The sequence below is a fragment of the Enterobacter sp. BNK-16 genome (assembly GCF_048684955.1).
Lineage (GTDB): Bacteria > Pseudomonadota > Gammaproteobacteria > Enterobacterales > Enterobacteriaceae > Enterobacter > Enterobacter bugandensis.
Genome location: NZ_JBLQTQ010000001.1, coordinates 3,044,670 through 3,065,956 on the forward strand (window position 1 = coordinate 3,044,670; position 21,287 = coordinate 3,065,956).

17 protein-coding genes and 1 other RNA gene are annotated in these 21,287 nt (G+C 55.1%); 12 read left to right on the plus strand and 6 right to left on the minus strand.

The window, feature by feature from the left end; translation table 11 throughout:
- Positions 1 to 248: 248 nt before the first annotated feature.
- The 3 genes from ppsA (at position 249) to ACMGGH_RS14630 (ending at position 6,640) form a co-directional block, all read left to right on the plus strand.
- Positions 249 to 2,627 (plus strand): phosphoenolpyruvate synthase, encoded by a 2,379-nt coding sequence (gene ppsA, locus ACMGGH_RS14620; protein ID WP_028012836.1) that lies wholly within the window; start codon positions 249 to 251, stop codon positions 2,625 to 2,627.
- Between the two features lie 233 nt (positions 2,628 to 2,860).
- On the plus strand, positions 2,861 to 4,261 hold the full coding sequence (locus ACMGGH_RS14625) for an MFS transporter (RefSeq protein WP_150143545.1): 1,401 nt from the start codon (positions 2,861 to 2,863) through the stop codon (positions 4,259 to 4,261).
- 3 nt (positions 4,262 to 4,264) lie between these two features.
- A complete protein-coding gene (locus ACMGGH_RS14630) occupies positions 4,265 to 6,640 on the plus strand; it encodes a glycoside hydrolase family 3 N-terminal domain-containing protein (protein ID WP_232948125.1) in 2,376 nt (791 codons plus the stop codon).
- Positions 6,641 to 6,645: 5 nt separating this feature from the next.
- On the opposite strand, the gene rprA is transcribed toward ACMGGH_RS14630, so the two are convergent.
- Both rprA and ydiK read right to left on the minus strand, forming a co-directional pair.
- An RNA gene (rprA, locus tag ACMGGH_RS14635) (antisense sRNA RprA) lies at positions 6,646 to 6,753 on the minus strand.
- 209 nt (positions 6,754 to 6,962) lie between these two features.
- A complete protein-coding gene (ydiK, locus tag ACMGGH_RS14640) occupies positions 6,963 to 8,078 on the minus strand; it encodes an AI-2E family transporter YdiK (protein ID WP_232948126.1) in 1,116 nt (371 codons plus the stop codon).
- 198 nt (positions 8,079 to 8,276) lie between these two features.
- On the opposite strand from ydiK, the gene ACMGGH_RS14645 reads away from it, so the two are divergent.
- The 3 genes from ACMGGH_RS14645 (at position 8,277) to ACMGGH_RS14655 (ending at position 12,020) form a co-directional block, all read left to right on the plus strand.
- Positions 8,277 to 11,333, plus strand: a complete 3,057-nt coding sequence (locus ACMGGH_RS14645; protein WP_232948127.1) for an FAD-binding and (Fe-S)-binding domain-containing protein — start codon at positions 8,277 to 8,279, stop codon at positions 11,331 to 11,333.
- On the plus strand, positions 11,330 to 11,740 hold the full coding sequence (gene menI / locus ACMGGH_RS14650; RefSeq protein WP_028012841.1) for a 1,4-dihydroxy-2-naphthoyl-CoA hydrolase: 411 nt from the start codon (positions 11,330 to 11,332) through the stop codon (positions 11,738 to 11,740). The genes ACMGGH_RS14645 and menI overlap by 4 nt, the downstream gene beginning before the upstream one ends.
- An 85-nt stretch (positions 11,741 to 11,825) precedes the next feature.
- On the plus strand, positions 11,826 to 12,020 hold the full coding sequence (locus ACMGGH_RS14655) for a YdiH family protein (protein ID WP_003857766.1): 195 nt from the start codon (positions 11,826 to 11,828) through the stop codon (positions 12,018 to 12,020).
- Between the two features lie 50 nt (positions 12,021 to 12,070).
- Here the strand turns inward: ACMGGH_RS14655 and ACMGGH_RS14660 are convergent, their stop codons facing one another.
- Together ACMGGH_RS14660 and ACMGGH_RS14665 are read right to left on the minus strand one after the other, a co-directional pair.
- A complete protein-coding gene (locus ACMGGH_RS14660; RefSeq protein ID WP_232948128.1) occupies positions 12,071 to 12,700 on the minus strand; it encodes a helix-turn-helix domain-containing protein in 630 nt (209 codons plus the stop codon).
- A 77-nt stretch (positions 12,701 to 12,777) separates the two neighbouring features.
- Complete coding sequence (locus ACMGGH_RS14665) at positions 12,778 to 13,437, minus strand: winged helix-turn-helix transcriptional regulator (protein WP_232948129.1); 660 nt, start codon at positions 13,435 to 13,437, stop codon at positions 12,778 to 12,780.
- Positions 13,438 to 13,859: 422 nt separating this feature from the next.
- Between ACMGGH_RS14665 and ACMGGH_RS14670 the strand changes: the two genes are divergently transcribed.
- The 6 genes from ACMGGH_RS14670 to ACMGGH_RS14695 are packed head-to-tail and all read left to right on the plus strand — an operon-like array spanning position 13,860 to position 19,866.
- A complete protein-coding gene (locus ACMGGH_RS14670; RefSeq protein WP_028012844.1) occupies positions 13,860 to 14,390 on the plus strand; it encodes a fimbrial protein in 531 nt (176 codons plus the stop codon).
- A 57-nt stretch (positions 14,391 to 14,447) separates the two neighbouring features.
- Positions 14,448 to 15,125, plus strand: a complete 678-nt coding sequence (locus tag ACMGGH_RS14675; RefSeq protein ID WP_048960405.1) for a molecular chaperone — start codon at positions 14,448 to 14,450, stop codon at positions 15,123 to 15,125.
- Positions 15,126 to 15,166: 41 nt separating this feature from the next.
- Complete coding sequence (locus tag ACMGGH_RS14680) at positions 15,167 to 17,710, plus strand: fimbria/pilus outer membrane usher protein (protein WP_232948130.1); 2,544 nt, start codon at positions 15,167 to 15,169, stop codon at positions 17,708 to 17,710.
- A gap of 1 nt (position 17,711) precedes the next feature.
- Positions 17,712 to 18,659, plus strand: coding sequence for a fimbrial protein (locus ACMGGH_RS14685; RefSeq protein ID WP_063153870.1), 948 nt, complete (start codon positions 17,712 to 17,714; stop codon positions 18,657 to 18,659).
- 11 nt (positions 18,660 to 18,670) lie between these two features.
- Positions 18,671 to 19,183, plus strand: coding sequence for a fimbrial protein (locus ACMGGH_RS14690; protein ID WP_232948132.1), 513 nt, complete (start codon positions 18,671 to 18,673; stop codon positions 19,181 to 19,183).
- Between the two features lie 41 nt (positions 19,184 to 19,224).
- Positions 19,225 to 19,866, plus strand: coding sequence for a helix-turn-helix transcriptional regulator (locus ACMGGH_RS14695; protein ID WP_232948133.1), 642 nt, complete (start codon positions 19,225 to 19,227; stop codon positions 19,864 to 19,866).
- Positions 19,867 to 19,881: 15 nt separating this feature from the next.
- Here the strand turns inward: ACMGGH_RS14695 and ACMGGH_RS14700 are convergent, their stop codons facing one another.
- Positions 19,882 to 20,520 (minus strand): helix-turn-helix domain-containing protein, encoded by a 639-nt coding sequence (locus ACMGGH_RS14700; RefSeq protein WP_080351080.1) that lies wholly within the window; start codon positions 20,518 to 20,520, stop codon positions 19,882 to 19,884.
- Between the two features lie 87 nt (positions 20,521 to 20,607).
- Positions 20,608 to 21,270, minus strand: coding sequence for a winged helix-turn-helix transcriptional regulator (locus ACMGGH_RS14705; RefSeq protein ID WP_028012851.1), 663 nt, complete (start codon positions 21,268 to 21,270; stop codon positions 20,608 to 20,610).
- Positions 21,271 to 21,287 lie beyond the last annotated feature (17 nt).

Consider the following 21,287-nt stretch of genomic DNA (forward strand, 5'->3'; position numbering starts at 1 on the left):
AATGAAATGATGTTTTTGATTTTCCTGAAAAGCGGATTTCATTTTTCAAATAGCGACTTTATTTTTGTGGTTTCTGGCTGAATATAGAGGAATCATCAGCTTATTGGCTGGTGGGAAACTATCCGAAAAGTTGAAAATTTAAATTGCTTACACGATTCACCGTTTTTTTAGCGCAAATAATTATGCCAGTATAAATACGTAGTCAGGTGTTACTTACTCCGATCAAATATCACAAAAGGATTGTTTCGATGTCCAACAATGGCTCGTCACCGCTGGTGCTTTGGTATAACCAACTCGGCATGAATGATGTAGACAGAGTTGGGGGCAAAAATGCCTCCCTGGGTGAAATGATTACAAATCTGTCCGGTATGGGTGTCTCCGTACCAAACGGGTTTGCCACGACCGCCGACGCGTTTAACCTGTTTTTAGACCAGAGCGGTGTAAACCAGCGCATTTACGACCTGCTGGATAAAACGGATATTGATGACGTCACCGAGCTTGCCAAAGCCGGGGCGCAGATCCGCCAGTGGATCATCGACACACCTTTCCAGCCGGAACTGGAAAAAGCTATCCATGACGCGTACAACCAGCTCTCCGCTGACGACGCGCAGGCCTCCTTTGCCGTACGTTCTTCCGCGACCGCAGAAGACATGCCGGACGCGTCGTTTGCCGGGCAGCAGGAAACCTTCCTGAACGTTCAGGGCTACGATGCGGTACTGGTGGCGGTGAAGCACGTATTTGCTTCCCTGTTCAACGACCGCGCCATCTCCTATCGCGTGCACCAGGGCTATGACCATCGCGGCGTGGCGCTCTCCGCGGGCGTGCAGCGCATGGTGCGCTCGGACGTGGGTTCCTCCGGCGTGATGTTCTCCATTGATACCGAATCCGGCTTCGACCAGGTGGTGTTCATCACTTCAGCGTGGGGCCTGGGTGAGATGGTCGTGCAGGGCGCGGTGAACCCTGACGAATTCTACGTACACAAGCCTACGCTTGCCGCGGGCCGTCCGGCGGTGGTGCGCCGCACCATGGGCTCGAAAAAAATCCGCATGATTTATGCCCCAACCCAGGAGCATGGCAAGCAGGTTAAGATTGAAGATGTGCCGCAGGAGCAGCGCGACCGCTTCTCCCTGACCGACGCCGAAGTGCAGGAGCTGGCGAAGCAGGCGGTGCAGATTGAGAAACACTATGGCCGTCCGATGGATATCGAATGGGCGAAAGACGGGAACACCGGCAAGCTGTTTATCGTTCAGGCGCGCCCGGAAACCGTTCGCTCTCGCGGCCAGGTGATGGAGCGTTATACGCTGCACGCGCAGGGTAAAATCGTGGCGGAAGGCCGCGCCATCGGTCACCGCATCGGTGCCGGTCCGGTCAAAGTGATCCACGACATCAGCGAGATGAACCGTATTGAGCCAGGCGACGTGCTGGTGACCGACATGACCGACCCGGACTGGGAACCGATCATGAAGAAAGCGTCGGCCATCGTCACCAACCGCGGCGGCCGTACCTGCCACGCGGCGATCATTGCCCGCGAGCTGGGGATCCCGGCGGTTGTCGGCTGCGGTGATGCCACCGAGCGCATGAAGGACGGGCAGAACGTGACCGTCTCCTGTGCCGAAGGCGACACCGGCTACGTCTACGCCGATATCCTTGACTTCAGCGTGAAGAGCTCCAGCGTGGATACCATGCCGGATCTGCCGCTGAAGATCATGATGAACGTCGGTAACCCGGACCGCGCGTTTGACTTCGCCTGTCTGCCGAACGAAGGCGTTGGCCTGGCGCGTCTGGAATTCATCATTAACCGCATGATCGGCGTTCACCCGCGCGCGCTGCTGGAGTTTGACGACCAGGACGCGAAGCTGCAGAACGAAATCCGCGAGATGATGAAAGGTTACGACTCGCCGAAAGAGTTCTACGTCGGCCGTCTGACCGAAGGGATCGCGACGCTGGGCGCAGCGTTCTACCCGAAACGCGTGATCGTGCGTCTGTCTGACTTTAAGTCTAACGAATACGCTAACCTTGTGGGCGGCGAGCGCTACGAGCCGGAAGAAGAGAACCCGATGCTGGGCTTCCGCGGGGCCGGACGCTACGTGTCCGACAGCTTCCGCGACTGCTTCGCGCTGGAGTGCGAGGCGGTGAAACGCGTGCGCAACGACATGGGGCTGACCAACGTCGAAATTATGATCCCGTTCGTGCGTACCGTGGATCAGGCGAAAGCGGTGGTGGACGAGCTGGCGCGTCAGGGCCTGAAGCGCGGCGAAAACGGGCTGAAGATCATCATGATGTGTGAGATCCCGTCCAACGCCCTGCTGGCCGAGCAGTTCCTGGAGCACTTCGACGGCTTCTCTATCGGCTCGAACGACATGACTCAGTTGACGCTGGGCCTGGACCGCGACTCCGGCGTGGTTTCTGAGCTCTTCGACGAGCGTAACGAGGCGGTGAAAGCGCTGCTTTCCATGTCCATCCGCGCGGCGAAGAAGCAGGGTAAATACGTCGGGATTTGCGGTCAGGGTCCATCCGACCATGAAGACTTTGCCGCATGGCTGATGGAAGAGGGGATTGACAGCCTCTCCCTGAACCCGGACACGGTAGTGCAAACCTGGCTGAGCCTGGCGGAACTGAACAAGTAACGGCAACACGATCGCAAAAGGCGAGGATTTTATTTCTCGCCTTTTTTATTTCACCTCTAATTTGCTCCCCATCACAAATAATCTAAAAAACCAAATATCATAATTTGTCTGTTAATTAAGACAATTGTTAGTGCGCAACGCGTTGCTAATACTTGAGCCTTACTGCGCATTTCCCTTCAGATGATGCGCAACTGGTTGAAATACGTTTTAACCTGATAAAAAGGCAAATAACAATGACACTTTCCTCTGTATTGCGTACCAAAGATAAAATAGGTTATGGCTTAGGTGATATGGCCAGCGCGCTGGTCTGGCAAACGGCCACATTATTTCTTGCTTATTTCTATACCGACGTTTTTGGTTTGCCTGCCGCGATCATGGGTACCATGTTTTTAGTGGTGCGCGTGGTTGATGCGTTTGTCGACCCGTGTATTGGCGCGCTGGTTGACCGCACGCAGACGCGTCACGGCCGTTTCCGGCCCTGGCTGCTGTGGTTTGCTATTCCCTTTGGCGTAAGCTGCCTTATTACCTTCTACGTACCGGACGTCGGGCCGACGGCAAAAATTGTTTATGCCTGCGCGACCTACGCGATTTTAAGTCTGATTTACTCCGCCATTAACGTGCCTTACTGCGCTATGCCAGGTGCGCTGACGCTGGATCCGCGCGAGCGTCACTCCCTGCAGTCGTGGCGCTTTGGCCTGTCGTTTATCGGCGGATTAATTGTGACGGTGATTGCACTGCCGCTGGTCTCATTGTTAGGCCAGGGCAATCTGCAGAAAGGCTATTTCTTTGCCATGAGCCTGATGGGGCTGCTGGGAATTGTGCTGTTCTTTTGCTGTTTCCTGATGACCCGCGAGCGTTATTCCCCGCGCAATGATACCTCCGGCTCCATGCTCACCGATTTAAAACTGCTGGCCGGTAACAGCCAGTGGCGCATTGTGTTTGTGTTTAATATTTTGCTGTTAACGGCGGTGGTGACGCGCGGCTCTGCCACCATGTATTACGTCAACTATGTACTGTTGCGCCCGGAGCTGGTTTTTGCCTTTATTGTTTCTGGCATGGTGGCCTCGCTAAGCGGCGCGTTATTATCTGAACGCCTGCTGGGGAAATTTGACCGCGTACGCGCCTATCAGTGGACGATAATGTCCTTCGTCATTTTCGGCGCGCTGATTTTCTTCCTGCCGCCTTCGCAGGTGTGGCTAATCTTTGGCCTTAACATCGTCTTTAGCTTTATTCAAAACCTCACCACGCCGCTCCAGTGGACCATGTTCTCTGATGTGGTCGACTACGAAGAGCATCGCAGCGGCCGCCGTCTGGACGGGCTGGTCTTCTCTACCGCACTGTTCGCCATCAAGTTTGGCCTTGCGCTGGGCGGGGCGGTGGTCGGCTGGGTGCTCGGCATGGTGGATTACGCCCCGGGCCAGGCAGCCCAGGCGCCGCACGTGCTCTCCACCATCAACGCCCTGTTCACCCTTATTCCGTGCGCGCTGTTCCTCTGCATGGTGGCGCTGCTTTCCATCTACAAGCTCAACAGCCGGCTGGTGGATTCCATCGCCCGGGAGCTGGCCAGCAAGCGTGAGGTAAGACCCGACGCGGGGCAGCTCAGCCCGGCAACCCCTTCCGCACTACAGGAGTAAAATATGACTGCTATCTACAAGGACGCAGGACGTCCCGTGCACGAGCGCGTCGCTGATTTACTGGCACGCATGACCCCCGAAGAGAAGTTCGCCCAGATGCACGCCTACTGGCTGATCCTTGATGAAAACGGCAACCACCGGGAGCGCAGCGATTTGAGCGACGAATTCGCCGGCGTCAGCGAGCAGGCGGCGCTGAGCGAACGGCTAAAACTGGGCGTCGGGCAGATCACCCGTCCGCTCGGCACCCACATCGTTGACGCGAAAACCGGGGTGCGCGCGGCTAACCGCCTGCAGCGCATGATGATGGAAGAGACGCGGCTTGGCATTCCGGCGTTGTTCCACGAGGAGTGCCTGGTGGGGCTGCTGTGCAAAGACGCCACCCTGTTCCCGTCCTCGCTCAACTACGGCTCGACCTGGGACCCGGAGCTGGTGCAGCGCGCGGCAGAGCAGATCGGTAAAGAGGCGCGTTCCGTCGGTTGCCAGCAGGGGCTGGCCCCGGTGCTGGACGTTTCCCGCGACGTCCGCTGGGGGCGAACCGAAGAGACCTTCGGGGAAGATCCCTGGCTGGTGGGCGTGATGGCAACCGCCTGGGTGAAAGGGTTACAGGGCGACAAGCGCGATCTGCTGGCGACGCTCAAACATTACGTGGGCCACTCGTTCAGCGAAGGGGCGCGCAACCACGCCCCGGTGCATCTTGGCTTTAGCGAGCTGAACGACACCTTCCTGCTGCCGTTTGAAATGGCGGTCAAGCTGGCAAATGCCGGTTCGGTCATGCCCGCCTACCACGACATCGATAACCAGCCGGGGCACAGCGACAGCTTCCTGTTGACCACCGTCCTGCGCGAACAGTGGGGCTTCGACGGCATTATTGTGGCGGACTACGGCGGCGTCAGCCTGCTGCACCAGCACCACGGGATTTCCCACGACGCAGCGGAGTCCGCCGCGCTGGCGTTTAACGCCGGGCTGGACGTTGAGCTGCCGAAAGATGACTGCGCACGCCATCTGGCGGAAGCGGTAGAGCGCGGGCTGATCTCTATGGCGAAAGTCGATGAGATCGTGGCGCGTACGCTGACCGAAAAATTCCGTCTCGGCCTGTTTGAGAACCCGTATGCCGATGAAAACGGCATCGATCTGCAAAATGAGATGACCCGCCAGGTAGCGCGGGAGGTGGCGACAAAATCGGTCACGCTGCTGGAAAACAACGGCATTCTGCCGCTGAACGGTAAACCCCGCGTGGCGGTGGTGGGGCCGACGGCAGACGATCCGCTGGCGTTACTCAGCGGGTATAGCTTCCCGGTGCATCTGATCATCAGCGATATGGTTGAGGAGACCTCGCAGGTGACGACCCCGCGCGCGGCGCTGGAGCAGTACCTGGGTGCATCGAACGTGCGCTACGCGAAAGGGTGCCACATTATCGAAAAACGGATGGCGAGCGCGCCGGTCTTCCCGGGCGACAGCGGCGGCAAGCCAATGCAGCAGTCTCCGGTGTCGCAAAGTACCGCACTTATCCCCGAGGCGGTCAGCGCCGCACATGAGAGTGACGTGGTGGTGGCCTGCGTGGGCGATCTCGCCGGGCTGTTCCAGAGCGGCACGGTAGGGGAAGGCTCCGATACCGACTCTCTGAATCTGCCGGGCGTGCAACAACAGCTGCTGGAGGCGCTGGTGGCGACGGGCAAACCGGTGATCGTCGTGATGACCGGCGGGCGTCCGTACAACCTTCAGGGGCTGGAGGAGAAGATTGCCGCGCTGATGATGGCCTGGGCGCCGGGACAGGAAGGGGGCTGGGCGATTGCCGATGTGTTAACCGGTCGCGCGGAGCCGCAGGGCCGGCTGGTGGTCAGCGTGCCGAAAAGCGCCGGGGCGATGCCGTTCTACTATAACCACAAGCTGAAAAGCGGCGGCACGCCGTTCGCGTTCCATTTCGGTGCGCGTTACCCGTTTGGTTTCGGCCTCGGCTGGACGCAGTTTAGCTGGGGCACTTCCCGCGTCGCTGAAAGCAGCGTGCCGGTCGACGGTGAGGTGACGCTGAGCGTGGATATCACCAATACCGGCGAGCGCAGCGGCAGCGAGGTGGTGCAGGTCTACGTGCGGGACAAGGTCGCCACCCAGGTGCGCCCGCTTCAGGAGCTTAAGGCCTTCCAGCGCGTCACGCTCTCGCCGGGCGAAACCGCCACGCTCACCTTCACGCTGCCGGTTGAGATGTTCAACTTCACCCGCCGTGACGGCAAGCGCGTCGTTGAGCCGGGCGAGTTTGAACTGCAGATTGGCGCATCGTCGGCGGATATCCACCAGGCGGTGACGGTCAATGTGACGGGGGAAACGCGGGTGCTGCCTGCTGAGTGGCGGATGCTCAGTACCTGTGAGGTTAAGCGCGCGTAGTCAGGATAAAAAAAAGCCCATCGTGGGAGATGGGCAAAGACTACACACAGCAATTCGTTGTTTCACTCAGGGGATTTCCATGCTTATAAATCAAGGTGTTGATTTATAACCTTGAGCTAATAGTAGGCATGTCATCTTTCAGCGTCGATCGGATTCGTCTCAATAGTTAAAGAGACGTAAAGATTTCTTGAGAATAATAGCGGACTTAGTGCTGAAATGGCGGGTCTGACCAGTGTGCAACGAATAAATACTTTAGCGGTGTTAAAGTATTGTGCGGGATAATGTAGGCCGGGTAAGCGTAAGCACCACCCGGCAACAAGGCTTAATGGGTATTCTTTTCTTCCAGCTCGTCCAGCTCGCTCAGAATCACGTCCGGGTCGGTTCCAGGCGGCGGCACTTCATAAACCCAGGCGGAGAACAGACGCCAGGTAACGGCGAGCAGCACTGGGCCAATGAACAGACCGATCATCCCGAAAGCAATCAACCCGCCGATAACCCCGGAGAGGATCAGGATCAGCGGCAGGTCTGCGCCCATGCGGATGAGGATGGGGCGAATCACGTTATCCATGGTGCCAACCACGCAGCTCCAGACCAGCAGCACCGTTCCCCACGTGGTATCACCCGTCCAGTAAAGCCAGATAATGCTCGGAACCAGCACCAGCAGCGGCCCCAGTTGCGCAAGGCAGGTCATCAGCATGACTACGGTAAAGACGGTGGCGTACGGTACGCCGGAAATCGCTAGGCCGATACCGCCCAGCACCGCCTGCACCAGCGCCGTCACCACGACGCCCAGGGCGACCGCGCGCACGGCCTGCGCGGCCAGCAGCACCGCGGCGTCACCCCGTTTTCCCGCCAGGCGGGTGGCAAAGTGACGAACGCCTAAAGCCACCTGCTCACCGCGCCAGTAAAGCAGGGCGCTGAAGACCAGCATCAGGGTACAGTGCATCATAAAGCGGCCGATATGTGCGGCCTGACCGACAAACCAGGTGGTGGTGGTGCCAATATACGGACGCACTTTCGCCATCAGCGCGCTGCCGCCCATCTCCAGCAGGCTATGCCAGCCGCTGTAAAGTTTAGCGCCCACGACCGGAATGCTGTTCAGCCAGCCGAGGTCCGGCAGCGTCAGGTCGCCGCTTGTCACGGCGCGGATCACCGGGCCGCTGGAGTCGACAAGGCTGTTTACCAGCAGCGCAATTGGAATAATAAACAGCAGGAACAGCAGCAGCGTCATCACCAGCACGGCCAGCCCGCGGCGGCCAAACAGCAGTTTTTGCAAGCGCAGCAGCAAAGGCCACGTGGCGACGACAACGGTCGCAGCCCAGGCGAAGCCGAGAATAAAAGGTTGAACAATCCACAGACACGCAATAATCATGAGGGCCAGGAACAGCACCGACAGCAGAATTTGCGCAACATCCCTGGGCTGGCGAAGATTGACCATAAATGAAACTTTCCTTAAAAGAACGCCAGTACCACTGGCGGGAATGGAAAACCGCGTCTCTCTTATCATTAGCGATCGCAGCGGTTTTTGACAGGCGAATTCTGCCTGTAATTCAGCAGAGATTATAAGAAAAAAATGTGATAAAACTTTTAAGATACACGCAAACGATTCCCACAACTCTAATTAGGGTCGACAGTAATGATCCCACAGATTTCTCAGGCACCTGGCGTCGTTCAGCTGGTGCTTAATTTTTTGCAGGCACTGGAGCAACAGGGTTTTACAGGTGATACCGCCACGAACTATGCCGACAGGCTGACGATGGCAACCGATAACAGTATCTACCAGCTTCTTCCCGATGCGGTCGTTTTCCCGCGTTCCACGGCCGACGTGGCGCTTATCGCCCGGCTGGCAACGCAGGAGCGGTTTGCCTCTCTGGTCTTCACGCCGCGCGGCGGTGGCACCGGAACCAACGGTCAGGCGCTGAACCAGGGCATCATTATTGATATGTCGCGCTATATGAACCGCATCATTGAGATCAACCCTGAAGAGGGATGGGTGCGGGTTGAGGCGGGCGTTATCAAAGATCAGCTTAATCAGTACCTCAAGCCTTACGGCTACTTTTTTGCCCCTGAACTCTCCACCAGCAACCGAGCAACCATCGGGGGGATGATCAACACCGATGCCTCCGGGCAGGGATCGCTGGTCTACGGTAAAACCTCCGATCACGTGCTGGGCGTGCGGGCAGTATTGTTAGGCGGCGATATCCTTGATACCCAGCCGATGCCGGTCGAACTGGCGGAAACGCTGGGTAAAGATAACACCGCCAGCGGGCGCATCTACCGCACCGTGCTGGAGCGCTGCCGCGACAACCGCCAGCTTATTCTCGACAAATTCCCCAAACTGAACCGCTTCTTAACGGGCTACGACCTGCGCCACGTGTTTAACGACGACCTGACGCAGTTTGATTTAACCCGCGTGCTGACCGGCTCCGAAGGAACGCTGGCGTTTATTACCGAGGCGCGGCTGGATATCACCCGCCTGCCGAAGGTGCGTCGCCTCGTGAACGTCAAATATGACTCCTTCGACTCCGCGCTGCGCAATGCGCCGTTTATGGTGGAAGCGCAGGCGCTGTCGGTGGAAACCGTCGACTCTAAGGTGCTGAATCTGGCGCGGGAAGATATCGTCTGGCACTCCGTGCGCGAGCTGATTACCGACGTGCCGGACAAAGAGATGCTTGGCCTCAACATTGTGGAATTTGCCGGTGATGACGCGGAGCTGATTGAAAGCCAGGTGACGACGCTCTGCCAGCGCCTGGATGAGCTGATTGCTCATGGCGAAGGCGGCGTGATTGGCTGGCAGCTTTGTCACGATCTGGCCGGTATCGAGCGTATTTACGCCATGCGTAAAAAAGCCGTGGGCCTGCTTGGCAATGCGAAAGGGGCGGCGAAGCCGATTCCGTTTGCCGAAGACACCTGCGTGCCGCCCGAGCATCTGGCGGATTATATCGTCGAGTTTCGCGCCCTGCTGGACAGCCACGGCCTGAGCTACGGCATGTTTGGCCACGTAGATGCCGGGGTGCTGCACGTGCGTCCGGCGCTGGATATGTGCGACCCGCAGCAGGAGATCCTGATGAAGCAGATCTCCGACGATGTGGTGGCCTTAACCGCTAAATATGGCGGCCTGCTGTGGGGGGAGCACGGGAAAGGGTTCCGCGCGGAATACAGCCCGGAGTTCTTCGGGGAGCAGCTTTACGCGGAGCTGCGCAAGGTCAAAGCGGCGTTCGACCCGGATAACCGCCTCAATCCGGGGAAAATCTGCCCGCCTGAAGGGGTGGACGCGCCAATGCTCCAGGTAGATGCCGTTAAGCGCGGTACGTATGACAGACAGATCCCGATTGCGGTGCGCTCGTCCTGGCGCGGCGCGATGGAGTGTAACGGCAACGGCCTGTGCTTTAACTTTGACGTGAAAAGCCCGATGTGCCCGTCAATGAAAATCACCAGCAACCGCATTCACTCGCCGAAAGGGCGTGCGACGCTGGTGCGCGAGTGGCTGCGTCTGCTGGCGGACCGTGGCGTCGATCCCCTGAAGCTGGAGCAGGAGCTGCCGGAAAAACGGGCCAGCCTGCGCTCGCTGATTGAGCGCACCCGCAACAGCTGGCATGCCAATAAGGGCGAGTATGATTTCTCCCATGAGGTGAAAGAGGCGATGTCCGGCTGTCTGGCCTGTAAAGCCTGCTCTACCCAGTGCCCGATTAAAATCGACGTGCCGGAATTCCGCTCGCGTTTCCTACAGCTCTACCACACCCGCTATCTGCGCCCGGTGCGCGATCATCTGGTGGCGACGGTGGAAAGCTACGCGCCGCTGATGGCGCGCGCGCCGAAGACCTTTAACTTCTTTATCAATCAGCCGCTGGTGCGCAAGCTTTCCGAAAAGCATATCGGCATGGTCGATCTGCCGCTGCTGTCGGTGCCGTCGCTGCAGCGCCAGCTCGTCGGCCACCGCTCGGCGAACATGACCCTGGAACAGCTTGAAGCGCTTACTCCTGAGCAAAAAGCGAAGGTGGTGCTGGTGGTCCAGGATCCGTTCACCAGCTACTACGACGCGCAGGTGGTCGCTGACTTCATCCGCCTGGTTGAAAAACTGGGCTATCAGCCGGTAGTGCTGCCGTTCTCGCCAAACGGCAAGGCGCAGCACATTAAAGGCTTCCTGAACCGCTTTGCGAAAACGGCGCAAAAAACCGCTGATTTTCTCAACCGGATCGCCGAACTTGGGATGCCGATGGTCGGCGTCGATCCGGCGCTTGTGCTTTGCTATCGCGATGAATACAAGCAGACGCTGGGTGATAAGCGCGGCGATTTCCACGTCATGCTGGTGCACGAGTGGCTGCCGGCAGCCCTGGAAGAGAAGGCCATTCAGGAGGCTGGCGGTGAACCGTGGTATCTGTTCGGACACTGTACGGAAGTGACGGCGCTGCCCGGCGCCCCGGCGCAATGGGCGTCTATTTTTGCGCGTTTCGGCGCGAAGCTGGAGAGCGTCAGCGTGGGCTGTTGCGGCATGGCGGGCACCTACGGCCACGAGGTGAAAAACCACGCCAACTCGCTCGGCATCTATGAGCTGTCGTGGCATCAGGCGATGCAGCGATTGCCAAGAAACCGCTGCCTGGCGACGGGCTACTCCTGCCGCAGCCAGGTGAAACGGGTTGAGGGTAACGGCGTACGCCACCCATTACAGGCTTTACTGGAGATAATTGGATGATCTGGAAACGTGCCGTCACGCTGCAGGCGCTAAACGCCATGGGCGAGGGGAATATGGTGGGGCTGCTGGATATCCAGTTCACCCGCATTGGGGAAGACGATCTGGAGGCGACGATGCCTGTCGATAGTCGCACCCATCAGCCGTTTGGCCTGTTGCACGGCGGGGCTTCCGTCGTGCTGGCGGAAACCCTGGGCTCCGTCGCGGGATATCTCTGCACCGAAGGCGAACAGAAGGTGGTCGGGCTTGAGGTGAATGCCAACCACATTCGCTCGGTGCGCAGCGGGCGCGTGCGCGGTATCTGCCGCGCGCTGCACGCTGGCAGCCGCCACCAGGTGTGGCAGATTGATATTCTCGACGAGCAGGATCGCCTGTGCTGCTCGTCGCGTCTGACGACGGCGGTCGTGTAAAGTTTTCAGATGAATTGCCTTTGGTCAAAAACTAGTCAGCGTGTTGTGATATACTGGTCAGGATTTGTACATAAGCGAGGACATCATGGATACTGAAATAACCCCAACACAGCTGGCAATTGAATATTTACGTCGCGATAAGAGCAACCTGTCTCCGGCGCAGTACCTGAAAAAGCTGAAACAGCTTGAGCTGGAGTTCACGGATCTGCTGGCGCTCTCTTCGAATGAACTGAAAGAAGAGATCTACTTTGCCTGGCGGTTGGGCGTTCACGTCCATTGAGTGAGTGTTGTTGAACAGGCCGCGAGTGCGGCCTTTTTTGTGTCTGACATTCAGTATTTAGCGGGGAGCTTGTTGATTTTAATAAGTCTGCCTTCTTCCATTTCGATAAATCCGCCGGTTTTTAAATCCGCCAGAATGCGCATTACGCCGCTGCGGGAGAGCTGGGTTTTCTCCCGAATATACCTTTCCGCCGTTACGCTGCTGCGATAACTTTCATCTTCCTCCATCAGCTTTATGAGCTGCTGGCGAATCATCTCATACGCCGTCGGTGCGCCCTGCGGCATCACGTTGTTATAAAGCCGGCTATAGACAAACATCAGTTGTTTCGAGAGCAGGCCCCATAGCCCTTTTTCTTTGATAATGTCAGCTACCTGTTCAGTAGGGATACTGCCAATCAGGCAAGGGCTCACCGTGACGAGGTAATCATTGAAATAGATGTCCGTCAGGTTAGCAAGACCAAACAGGGCAGGGCTGCGGGCGGTAGAAAGCATCATGTTATCGCTGGTGCGATAGAGGGCAATCGTCCCCTCGAGGATTAAATAACAGAGCCCCTGACCGTTAACCTCAAGGTTAAGTCGTTCACCGCGGCCCGTTCGACGCACGGTGCAATAAGGCTTCAGATGCGCGATCAGTTCCTGGGCGTAAGGGGAGCCGCGAGACGATTTATCTGTAGAGGACATAGCCGTAAACCTGGAAGATAATCTTATGCTTATAGTTTCGCTCTTCTCTCGCGCTATCTCCAGATATTATTGTGCTTTCAGTACTTCCGGGGTAAATGGTTAACTTCTATCAGCACGCCACGGTCCATGGTGATGTATTTCCCCGTACGCAGTTCTGCCAGAATCCGCATAATTCCGCTGCGGGAAAGGTAGGTACGGCTTTTAATGTAAGCCGCTGCGGTGATGTTTTGTCGAATTGCCTTAGGCTCCTGCATTAATTCAACCAGCTGAAAGCGGATGATATCGTAGGCGGACATCTGTGATATTTGCGCGCAGTGCTCGTACACCCGCGATGCCGTGTAGATCAGCAATTTAGAAAAGTGTTCCCAGAGATCGTGCTGTGCAACCACGTTGTTAAACGTTTCCAGCGGTACGCTTGCTAATTCGGATGTCTCCAGGGCCCTGACGTAAAGATGTTCCGATGAAAACTGACTGCTGACACCCAGTATAAAAGGCGCTGATTCTGAATTTAACACAATGCCGTCGCCGCGGCGGTGCAGCGCCACGCTGCCGTGTAACAGCATAAAACATTGGCGTTCGTCATTTCGGTAATATTGTACGACTTCACTTTTCGAAAGAATGATTTTCTCTGCACCAGGAAGGACATTATCAATTATACGCTCTATGTGCCTTAAGGGTTTTAATCCCAGCACTGACGATTTCTCATTGTCTAATACGGCTGCAATTCGCGTGTTCATAATATACCTCACTTCAACAGATGCGATCGTTTTTCAATCAGCGTGGAGAATTATCTTAAAAAGCAGCGAAGCAGGGAATAATACTCGGAAGTCTAATAATAGACCGGAAGAGTTGAGTATCTTAACGTTATGAATTTTATCGTTAAACGACGAAAGTCTAAAAGTAGACTGGCGATAAAGTGAACGATCAAAATGTTTGTTTTTTGTTAAACTCCAGTCTACAGCTAGACCTGAAAATAGATTGTCTCGCACAAAAGAGTTGTATAAATTTTGACTCGTCGACAAAAACACCCATCTGAAACGCTCGACACGATGAGAGTGATATTTTGTTTCTGATGGCCTCTAAAAAAGAATGGCAGAATGAGGAACGTCTGTTTTGCCTGAATATCAGTAATAAATAAAGTAATACAGGAAATGGCTTTATGAAAAAGAAAATTATTGTTGCCATGTTTGCGGCTGGCTCTGCATTGACAATGACTCAGGCTTTCGCGGCGGCAGGTACGGTTAATTTTAACGGTAATATTTTGGATAATGCCTGCGATGTGGATGTGGCATCCCAGAATCAGGTTGTGGTCCTCGGCGATTATTACAAAACGGAATTCCCGACAACGGGTTCCCGAACCGCAGCGACGCAGTTCAATATCGTACTGAAAAACTGCCCGGTGACCGTTACCTCCGCGAAGGTGCGTTTTGACGGCACGCCAGATTTAACCAACGCAAGCCTGCTGGCGATTGATTCCTCCGTTGTGGGAGCAGCAACTGGCGTGGCCATCAACCTGATGACGGCGGATAAGGCCGATCTGCCGCTGCATGGTAGCAACAGCTATACCTATGCGCTGAGCAGCACCGCTGATAATACGCTCAACTTCTATGCCCAGTATATTTCGACTGCGGCATCAGTGACCGCGGGCCCGGCTAACTCGGTTGCTAACTTCTCTGTGATTTATAACTAAGTCTTTTGCAGTAATCAGTATGGGGCCACCCGGCCCCTTTGTTTTATGAGGTATTCAATGCGTTTTATCACAACAATCGGTCTGGCCGCAGCAGCGTTACCGCTGACATTTTCAATCGCCAATGCCGGGGTCATTATTGGCGGCACCCGCGTTATTTTCGACGGTGCAAAAAAAGAAGCAACCATTAGCGTGGACAATGCCGATAGCGCGCCCTTTTTAATTCAGTCGTGGATTGATGCGCCGGAGGGGAAAACAGATAAAGCGCCTTTTATCATTACGCCTCCGCTTTATCGACTGGATGGCGGCCAGAAAAATATCGAACGCATTGTTATGACAGGTTCACTCTCTCAGGAACAAGAAAGTTTATTCTGGCTCAATATAAAAGCCATTCCTTCTGCAACGAAACAGGCTAACGCACTGCAAATTGCGGTGAAAACGCGTATCAAGTTGATTTATCGCCCGGCTAATCTTCACGCGTCAACGCCTGAAGATCAGGCCGGAAAATTAACGTGGCAACGCAACGGGAATGAAATTCAGGTTACGAATCCGACACCTTATGTCATCAATTTTAATGAAATATCTGTGGGCGGAAAAAGGCTGGATGATGTTTCGTATGTATTACCTGGCGCGTCGGCCCGGTTCCCATTATCTCATGGAACCAGCGGAAATACGTTGACGTTTAAAGTTATCAACGATTATGGAAGCCCCGGCGCGTTGCATCAAGCCAGTTTGTGATTTTACAAACGGTAATACCCGCATTACTCAGGTTATCAGCAATGAAAATACAGCAATATAAAGTACGTCCTCGACGCCTGGCGACACTCATCGCCCTGGCAATGACGGGGTCTTCTCCCACGCTTTATGCCAGCGAAACGTTTAATACCGAACTGGTCGAGCTGGACAACCCAGGAATGGGGAAAGCCGATTTATCCGCATTTGAAACAGGCTCTCAGGCACCGGGGACGTACCATGTTGATATTATTCTTGACGATCAGCTCATGGAGACCCGGGATATTACCTTTGCCGCAGCAAAAACACCTGATGGAAATGACGTATTACAGCCGTGCCTGAGCATTGAACAATTAAAACAGTGGGGCGTTAAGACAGCGCTTTTTCCACAGCTGGCCTCAGCGAAAAGCGACTGTGCCGATCTTAAGGCCATTCCATTGGCCTCGACGGATTTCCAGTTCAACGCGCAGCGTCTGGTTATCAGTATTCCGCAGGCGGCTATTGATATACCGGCGCGTGGCTATGTGCCACCAGAAATGTGGGACGAGGGCATCAATGCCGCCATGCTCAATTACAGCCTGAGCGGGGCCAACTCCTGGGCGAAGACCGGAGGGGCTGACAGAACGGAAAGCCAGTATGCCAACCTGCGTCCGGGGATCAACATTGGGCCCTGGCGCCTGCGCAACTACACCACCTGGTCCCGGGATGCGTCGGGTCAGGATAAATGGGACACCGTTTACACCTATGCGCAGCGGGCCGTTATTCCTCTGAAAGCGCAGCTGACGCTCGGCGACAGCTCCTCCCCGGCTGACGTGTTTGACAGTATCCCTTTTCGCGGCGGCCAGCTGGCGTCCGACGATGACATGCTGCCGGATTCCCTGAAAGGCTACGCGCCCGTGGTTCGCGGTATTGCGCGCACGAATGCGCAGGTGGTGGTGCGCCAGAATGGCTATCAGATCTACCAGAGCTACGTCGCCCCGGGGGCGTTCGAGATAACAGACATGTACCCGACGGGCGGTGCCGGGGATCTGGATGTGACAATCAAAGAAGCGGATGGAAGCGAACAGCATTTCACCCTGCCTTACGCCTCTCTGCCGGTGCTGCAACGCGAAGGGCGTCTGAAGTATGCCATCACGGGCGGCCAGTATCGCGCCTATAACAGCAGCGTGGAAAAGACGCCTTTCGGGCAACTGACCGGTATTTATGGTCTCCCGCAGGGTCTGACGCTATACGGCGGCGTGCAGGGATCGGGCAAGTACCGGTCGCTCGCCGTTGGGGTGGGTAAAAACATGGGGGATTTTGGTGCGATCTCCACCGACGTAACCCAGGCCTGGTCTACGCCGGATAACACGGCCAAAACCAGCGGCCAGTCCTGGCGCGCGCGGTACAGCAAGAACTTTATTGATACCGGAACAAACTTTTCGATTGCGGGGTATCGCTATTCGACCAGCGGCTACTACGGAATGCAGGAAGTGCTGGACTCCTGGGGAGACAGTACCGCGCTGCAGGACAGGCGGCGTAACCGCGCCGAATTGACCATGAGCCAGACGCTGGGCGGGGGTTTGGGGTCCCTGGCCCTCAGCGCCGCGCGGGAAGACTACTGGAATTCGGGCAAATCAATGGCGTCCTGGAGCGTCGGGTATAACAACTACTGGCATAACATCAGCTATGGCGTGACCTGGACATACAGCAAAAACGCCAGCGCAGCCTCTTATGGCACCGGGAGCAGTAAAACGTACGACCACGACCAGCTTCTGGCATTTAACGTCAGCGTGCCGCTGGAGAAATTCCTCCCGCAGACGTGGGCGAACTATGGCATGAACGCCAGCAAGAATAACGGTACTACGCACAGCCTGGGCATGAACGGCGTGGCCCTGGAAAACAACGCCCTTAACTGGAACGTGCAGCAGGGCTACGGCACGGACGGCGTGGGATATACCGGCAACATGAACGGGGATTACAAAGGGACCTACGGCGAAGTGACGGCGGGCTATGGCTACGACAGGAACAGCGAGCGTCTGAACTACGGCCTGCAGGGGGGCATCCTGGCCCACGCGGATGGCATCACCTTTTCCCAGCCGCTGGGGGAAACCAATGCCCTGATTAAGGCACCCGGCGCCCACGGGGTGGATATTCGAAACCAGTCCGGTATGCGAACGGACTACCGGGGCTACACGGTGGTGAGCAACCTCTCCGTGTACCGCAAAAACGACCTCACGCTCGATCCGGAAAATATGCCTGACGACGTGGAACTGGAGATCAATACGCGCACGGTGACGCCAACGCGAGGCGCGGTGGTCAGGGCAGATTATCTCTCTAAAGTGGGGCGCAAGGTGCTGATGACCCTGATGGACGACGGTCGATTCGTTCCATTTGGGGCGATGGTGACGCTCGCCGGAGACGGTCACAGTAGTTTTATCGTCGGCGATCGCGGACAAGTCTATTTAACCGGCATGAGCGAGCAGGGGACGCTGATCGTGGCGTGGGGAAATCAGTCCGGCCAGCAGTGTCGCGCGGATTTCACGCTGCCGAAACAGGCCACCTATGGTGGCGTCACCCTCGTTAACGCCCTTTGTCGTCGGGAACATTAAGATGAAAACGATGAAATTTTTGCTGTTGCTCTGTTTATTGGCGGGCTGGAATGGTGCCTGGGCCGGGACGTGCACGACGATCGTGCCGCAAACGTCTTCGCTGTCGGTGGGCACCCTCAACGTGCAGCGCGATGCGCCTGTGGGAACGGTGATATTCTCCGGTGCGGCGTCAAATACGGGGTCCTATCTGACCGGCTGCAGCAATCCATTAATGCTGGGTTTTAGCATGCGGTATAACGGCGCCACGCTCAGCACCTATGGGAATCATGTTTACAATACCAACGTCAGCGGGATTGGGATTCGATTTTCATCGAACAACTATTTTGATAACCCGAGCAATACCTTCTCATACAACGCGCAAACCTCCTACGTCGACTGGTATGGCGGAAAAATTGAACTGGTGGTGACCGGGCCGGTTTCATCCGGGGCGCTCACGCCCGGCGTCATCGGCGTGGTAACCCTTCAGGGCAGCGACGCTATTTATCGCGATGGCCTGACAACGCAGTTGACCAGCGGCACGATCAATGCCCTGGCGTGTACGATTAATACGCCACAATTAACCTTCGCCATTGGAAATATACCCGCCTCTTCCTTTACTGGCGGTGTGGGAACGTCGCCGGCAGGCGCGCAAAATACGCAGAACCTCGGATTAAACTGCAGCGCCGGGACCAATATAAACGTCACGTTGAGCGGCATTCAAAACCCGGATAGCGGCAATACCAGCGTGATGGCCCTGACGGGGCAGGGTAATTCAGGAACGGCAAAAGGGGTGGGCGTTCAGCTCATCTATAACGGTACGCCGCTGGCCATGAACAGTCGCCTGCTATTAAAACAGTCCGCGGGCGGGGTCGAGACGCTCCCGTTAACGGCCCGTTATTATCAAACGCTGGGGACCGTTCAGTCGGGAACGGCCAACGCCTCGGCCACGCTAAATATTACCTACCAGTAGCAGGTGAGAAGATGAAAATAGCGCACAAAAAAACGCTCCTGCTTGCCCTGTTGAGCTGGAAGGTGTTTTCCGCTGAGACGGTCAATATCGGCGTAACGGGGAATATCGTGGCATCGCCCTGCATATTTAATGTCGGGAATACGAATCTGGATATTAACCTCGGCAATATTCAGGCTTCCAATATGGCGACGCCAGGATCCACGTCCGATCCGGTTGCGTTCAATCTGCGCTTTACAAGCTGTCCGCTGGGAACCCGCAGCGTCACGGTGACGTTCGCAGGTAACCCGGATCCCACAGCAGGGGCGGACTATTACATGAACAGCGGAACGGCCACTGGCGTTGCCGTCGCGATGAGTGACGCCGCGACCGGCTCGCTTAAAGGGACGGGCTCCAGTATCACAAAGGCTATTGCGGCAGACAGCACTGCCACGATGCCAATGCAGGCTTGGGTCAAATCCGCTTCAGGCGGTGTTACGCCTGGAAGCATCAGTGCTGTTGTCGTGATGACCATGCAGTACAACTAAATGACAGTGATACGTATCTCTTAAAGACGTTGGTAGGAACTATGTTAAATATCCTGATTCAGGAAACGGATCTGTTTTTTCAGGCTGGGCTACAGAACTTTTTAGAGAATTTTTTTAAGCAAAACTTTAATCGCGCCATCACCTTTAATCTTGACCTGACCCAAGAAAACGTCAGTCAGGCCGATATTATTGTTCTGTCATTGTGTCAGGGTGAAACACTGACCTGTTTTCCCGAGTTACTGGCCCGGAAAAAAGGGATTGTGATAGGCTTCGTCGACGATGAGCTGCGATTTTCCGCGTCGCCCTCCTGCTTTCAGGACATCATTTTTCTCTCTCGCCGTGCATCGCTTGATCGTATCAGTGGTGAACTGTTTATCGCGTGGTTCAGGACACAACTACCGGGTTACAAGTGGACTAAAAGGAGCTGTTTCGACTGCCAGCATAAAGGTTTATCCCGGCAACAAATTCGCATTATGGTGAATTTTTACAGAGGGCTGTCGGTTGTGCAGATCGCGCACGCGCTGGAGATGAGCGAGAAAACGGTCTTTACCCATAAATATATGATGATGCAAAAATTTAATCTGCGCAGCGATTACGAGCTGATCGTATTGCTGAGAAGGTTGATGGAGAAAAAGAGCCAACCCAACCAGCTTCGCGATTTCCTGGAAAACGATTATGTATAACCTGGCAATGCGCAATCAAAATTTTTCAGGCAACTTAATAATATTAAGTAACACACCTCTTTGCATGTCGATATAGCCCCCTTCTTTTAATGCCGAGAGTATACGCATCACGCCACTCCGGGACAGGTGGGTTTTATCTCTGATATAACTTTCAGCAGTAACACTGAGCCTGAACGAGGGTTCTTCGTTTGAGAGCGCATAAAGTTGGGCGATGACAATATCATAAGCGGAAGGGCCCGTTAAATCTTCATAACTGTGAAAGAGCTTACCTGCCAGGCTCATCAGATGATATGCCAGGGGCTCCCAAAGGTTATGACGCTTAACCGTCTCATTAACAAAATCCATTTTAAGGATGACGATGTCACAGTTATTGAATGTCTTGATATAGCCGCGCATCTGGGTCTGATACAAATTGCTGAGGCCGATCACCGCGGGCCCTTGAACCGTAGCCATCGCTAAATCGTGGTTGCTACGGTGTATCATGACACGTCCTTTGAGCAATACATAACAGAGACGCTCATTGCCAACCACAAAATTTAATCGACGGCGTGGCAGCACTTTTTTTAAATCTGAACCGTGTTGAAGATAATCGATCAGCAAATTTGTCGCTGATGAAGGATCACATACCCATTTTGTGGAGAACTCATCGAGCATACGCGCGCCTGTCCGTCAAACCTTCCAGTAGTCATGGGGTTCAGTATAGCGTGGATCCTGCCGAGTCTCCCTAAGCGCGCGTTTTGTTCAGTATTTCAAAGGTAAGTGATTGATAGAAATCAGGATACCGCGTTTAAGTTCAACGCATCCCGCATCCCGAAGTTCTGCAAGGATCCGCATTATGCCGCTACGAGAAAGATACGTTCTGCTTTGGATGTAATTCGCTGCGGTAATATTGCTGCGGATACGCTCCGATTCGTTCATCAGTTCAAGCAACTGGAACCGGATTATCTCATATGAGGACATTTGTGAGATCAATGTGCAGTGCTCGTAAACGCGAGAAGCGGTGTAAATCACTAACTTGCACAAACTCTCCCACAGTCCAAAACTCTCGATCAGCAGATTGAAACGTTCCAGAGAAAGGCGGCTCATCACAGCATTTTCATTCACTCTGACGTACAGGTTTTCGGTCTGTGAGAACTGATTACTGATACCCATAATGAAAGTCGCTTGTTCAGAGTTAAGCACCATACCATCCCCTCGACGGTTCAGCGTGACACCACCTTGATGAAGTATGTAACAGGTTCTTTTTTTACCGGAATGATAGCGCAGGACTTCGCCTTTATTCGCATTAAAACGCGTGGCAAAGGGAGCGATTTGTTCAATAATTTTATTGATATCATCAACGGGCTTAAATGCATGCGCAGGAGTAACCTCAGTGATTTCTCCCGTTGACATTTTAGTATTCATGTTAATCCCTCCAGACG

Excerpts from the sequence above, each read along its gene's own strand:
- ppsA (WP_028012836.1), top strand. The coding sequence starts at position 249 with ATGTCCAACAATGGCTCGTCACCGCTGGTGCTTTGGTATAACCAACTC.
- ACMGGH_RS14625 (WP_150143545.1), top strand. The coding sequence starts at position 2,861 with ATGACACTTTCCTCTGTATTGCGTACCAAAGATAAAATAGGTTATGGC.
- ACMGGH_RS14630 (WP_232948125.1), top strand. The coding sequence starts at position 4,265 with ATGACTGCTATCTACAAGGACGCAGGACGTCCCGTGCACGAGCGCGTC.
- ydiK (WP_232948126.1), bottom strand. The coding sequence starts at position 8,078 with ATGGTCAATCTTCGCCAGCCCAGGGATGTTGCGCAAATTCTGCTGTCG.
- ACMGGH_RS14645 (WP_232948127.1), top strand. The coding sequence starts at position 8,277 with ATGATCCCACAGATTTCTCAGGCACCTGGCGTCGTTCAGCTGGTGCTT.
- menI (WP_028012841.1), top strand. The coding sequence starts at position 11,330 with ATGATCTGGAAACGTGCCGTCACGCTGCAGGCGCTAAACGCCATGGGC.
- ACMGGH_RS14655 (WP_003857766.1), top strand. The coding sequence starts at position 11,826 with ATGGATACTGAAATAACCCCAACACAGCTGGCAATTGAATATTTACGT.
- ACMGGH_RS14660 (WP_232948128.1), bottom strand. The coding sequence starts at position 12,700 with ATGTCCTCTACAGATAAATCGTCTCGCGGCTCCCCTTACGCCCAGGAA.
- ACMGGH_RS14665 (WP_232948129.1), bottom strand. The coding sequence starts at position 13,437 with ATGAACACGCGAATTGCAGCCGTATTAGACAATGAGAAATCGTCAGTG.
- ACMGGH_RS14670 (WP_028012844.1), top strand. The coding sequence starts at position 13,860 with ATGAAAAAGAAAATTATTGTTGCCATGTTTGCGGCTGGCTCTGCATTG.
- ACMGGH_RS14675 (WP_048960405.1), top strand. The coding sequence starts at position 14,448 with ATGCGTTTTATCACAACAATCGGTCTGGCCGCAGCAGCGTTACCGCTG.
- ACMGGH_RS14680 (WP_232948130.1), top strand. The coding sequence starts at position 15,167 with ATGAAAATACAGCAATATAAAGTACGTCCTCGACGCCTGGCGACACTC.
- ACMGGH_RS14685 (WP_063153870.1), top strand. The coding sequence starts at position 17,712 with ATGAAAACGATGAAATTTTTGCTGTTGCTCTGTTTATTGGCGGGCTGG.
- ACMGGH_RS14690 (WP_232948132.1), top strand. The coding sequence starts at position 18,671 with ATGAAAATAGCGCACAAAAAAACGCTCCTGCTTGCCCTGTTGAGCTGG.
- ACMGGH_RS14695 (WP_232948133.1), top strand. The coding sequence starts at position 19,225 with ATGTTAAATATCCTGATTCAGGAAACGGATCTGTTTTTTCAGGCTGGG.
- ACMGGH_RS14700 (WP_080351080.1), bottom strand. The coding sequence starts at position 20,520 with ATGCTCGATGAGTTCTCCACAAAATGGGTATGTGATCCTTCATCAGCG.
- ACMGGH_RS14705 (WP_028012851.1), bottom strand. The coding sequence starts at position 21,270 with ATGAATACTAAAATGTCAACGGGAGAAATCACTGAGGTTACTCCTGCG.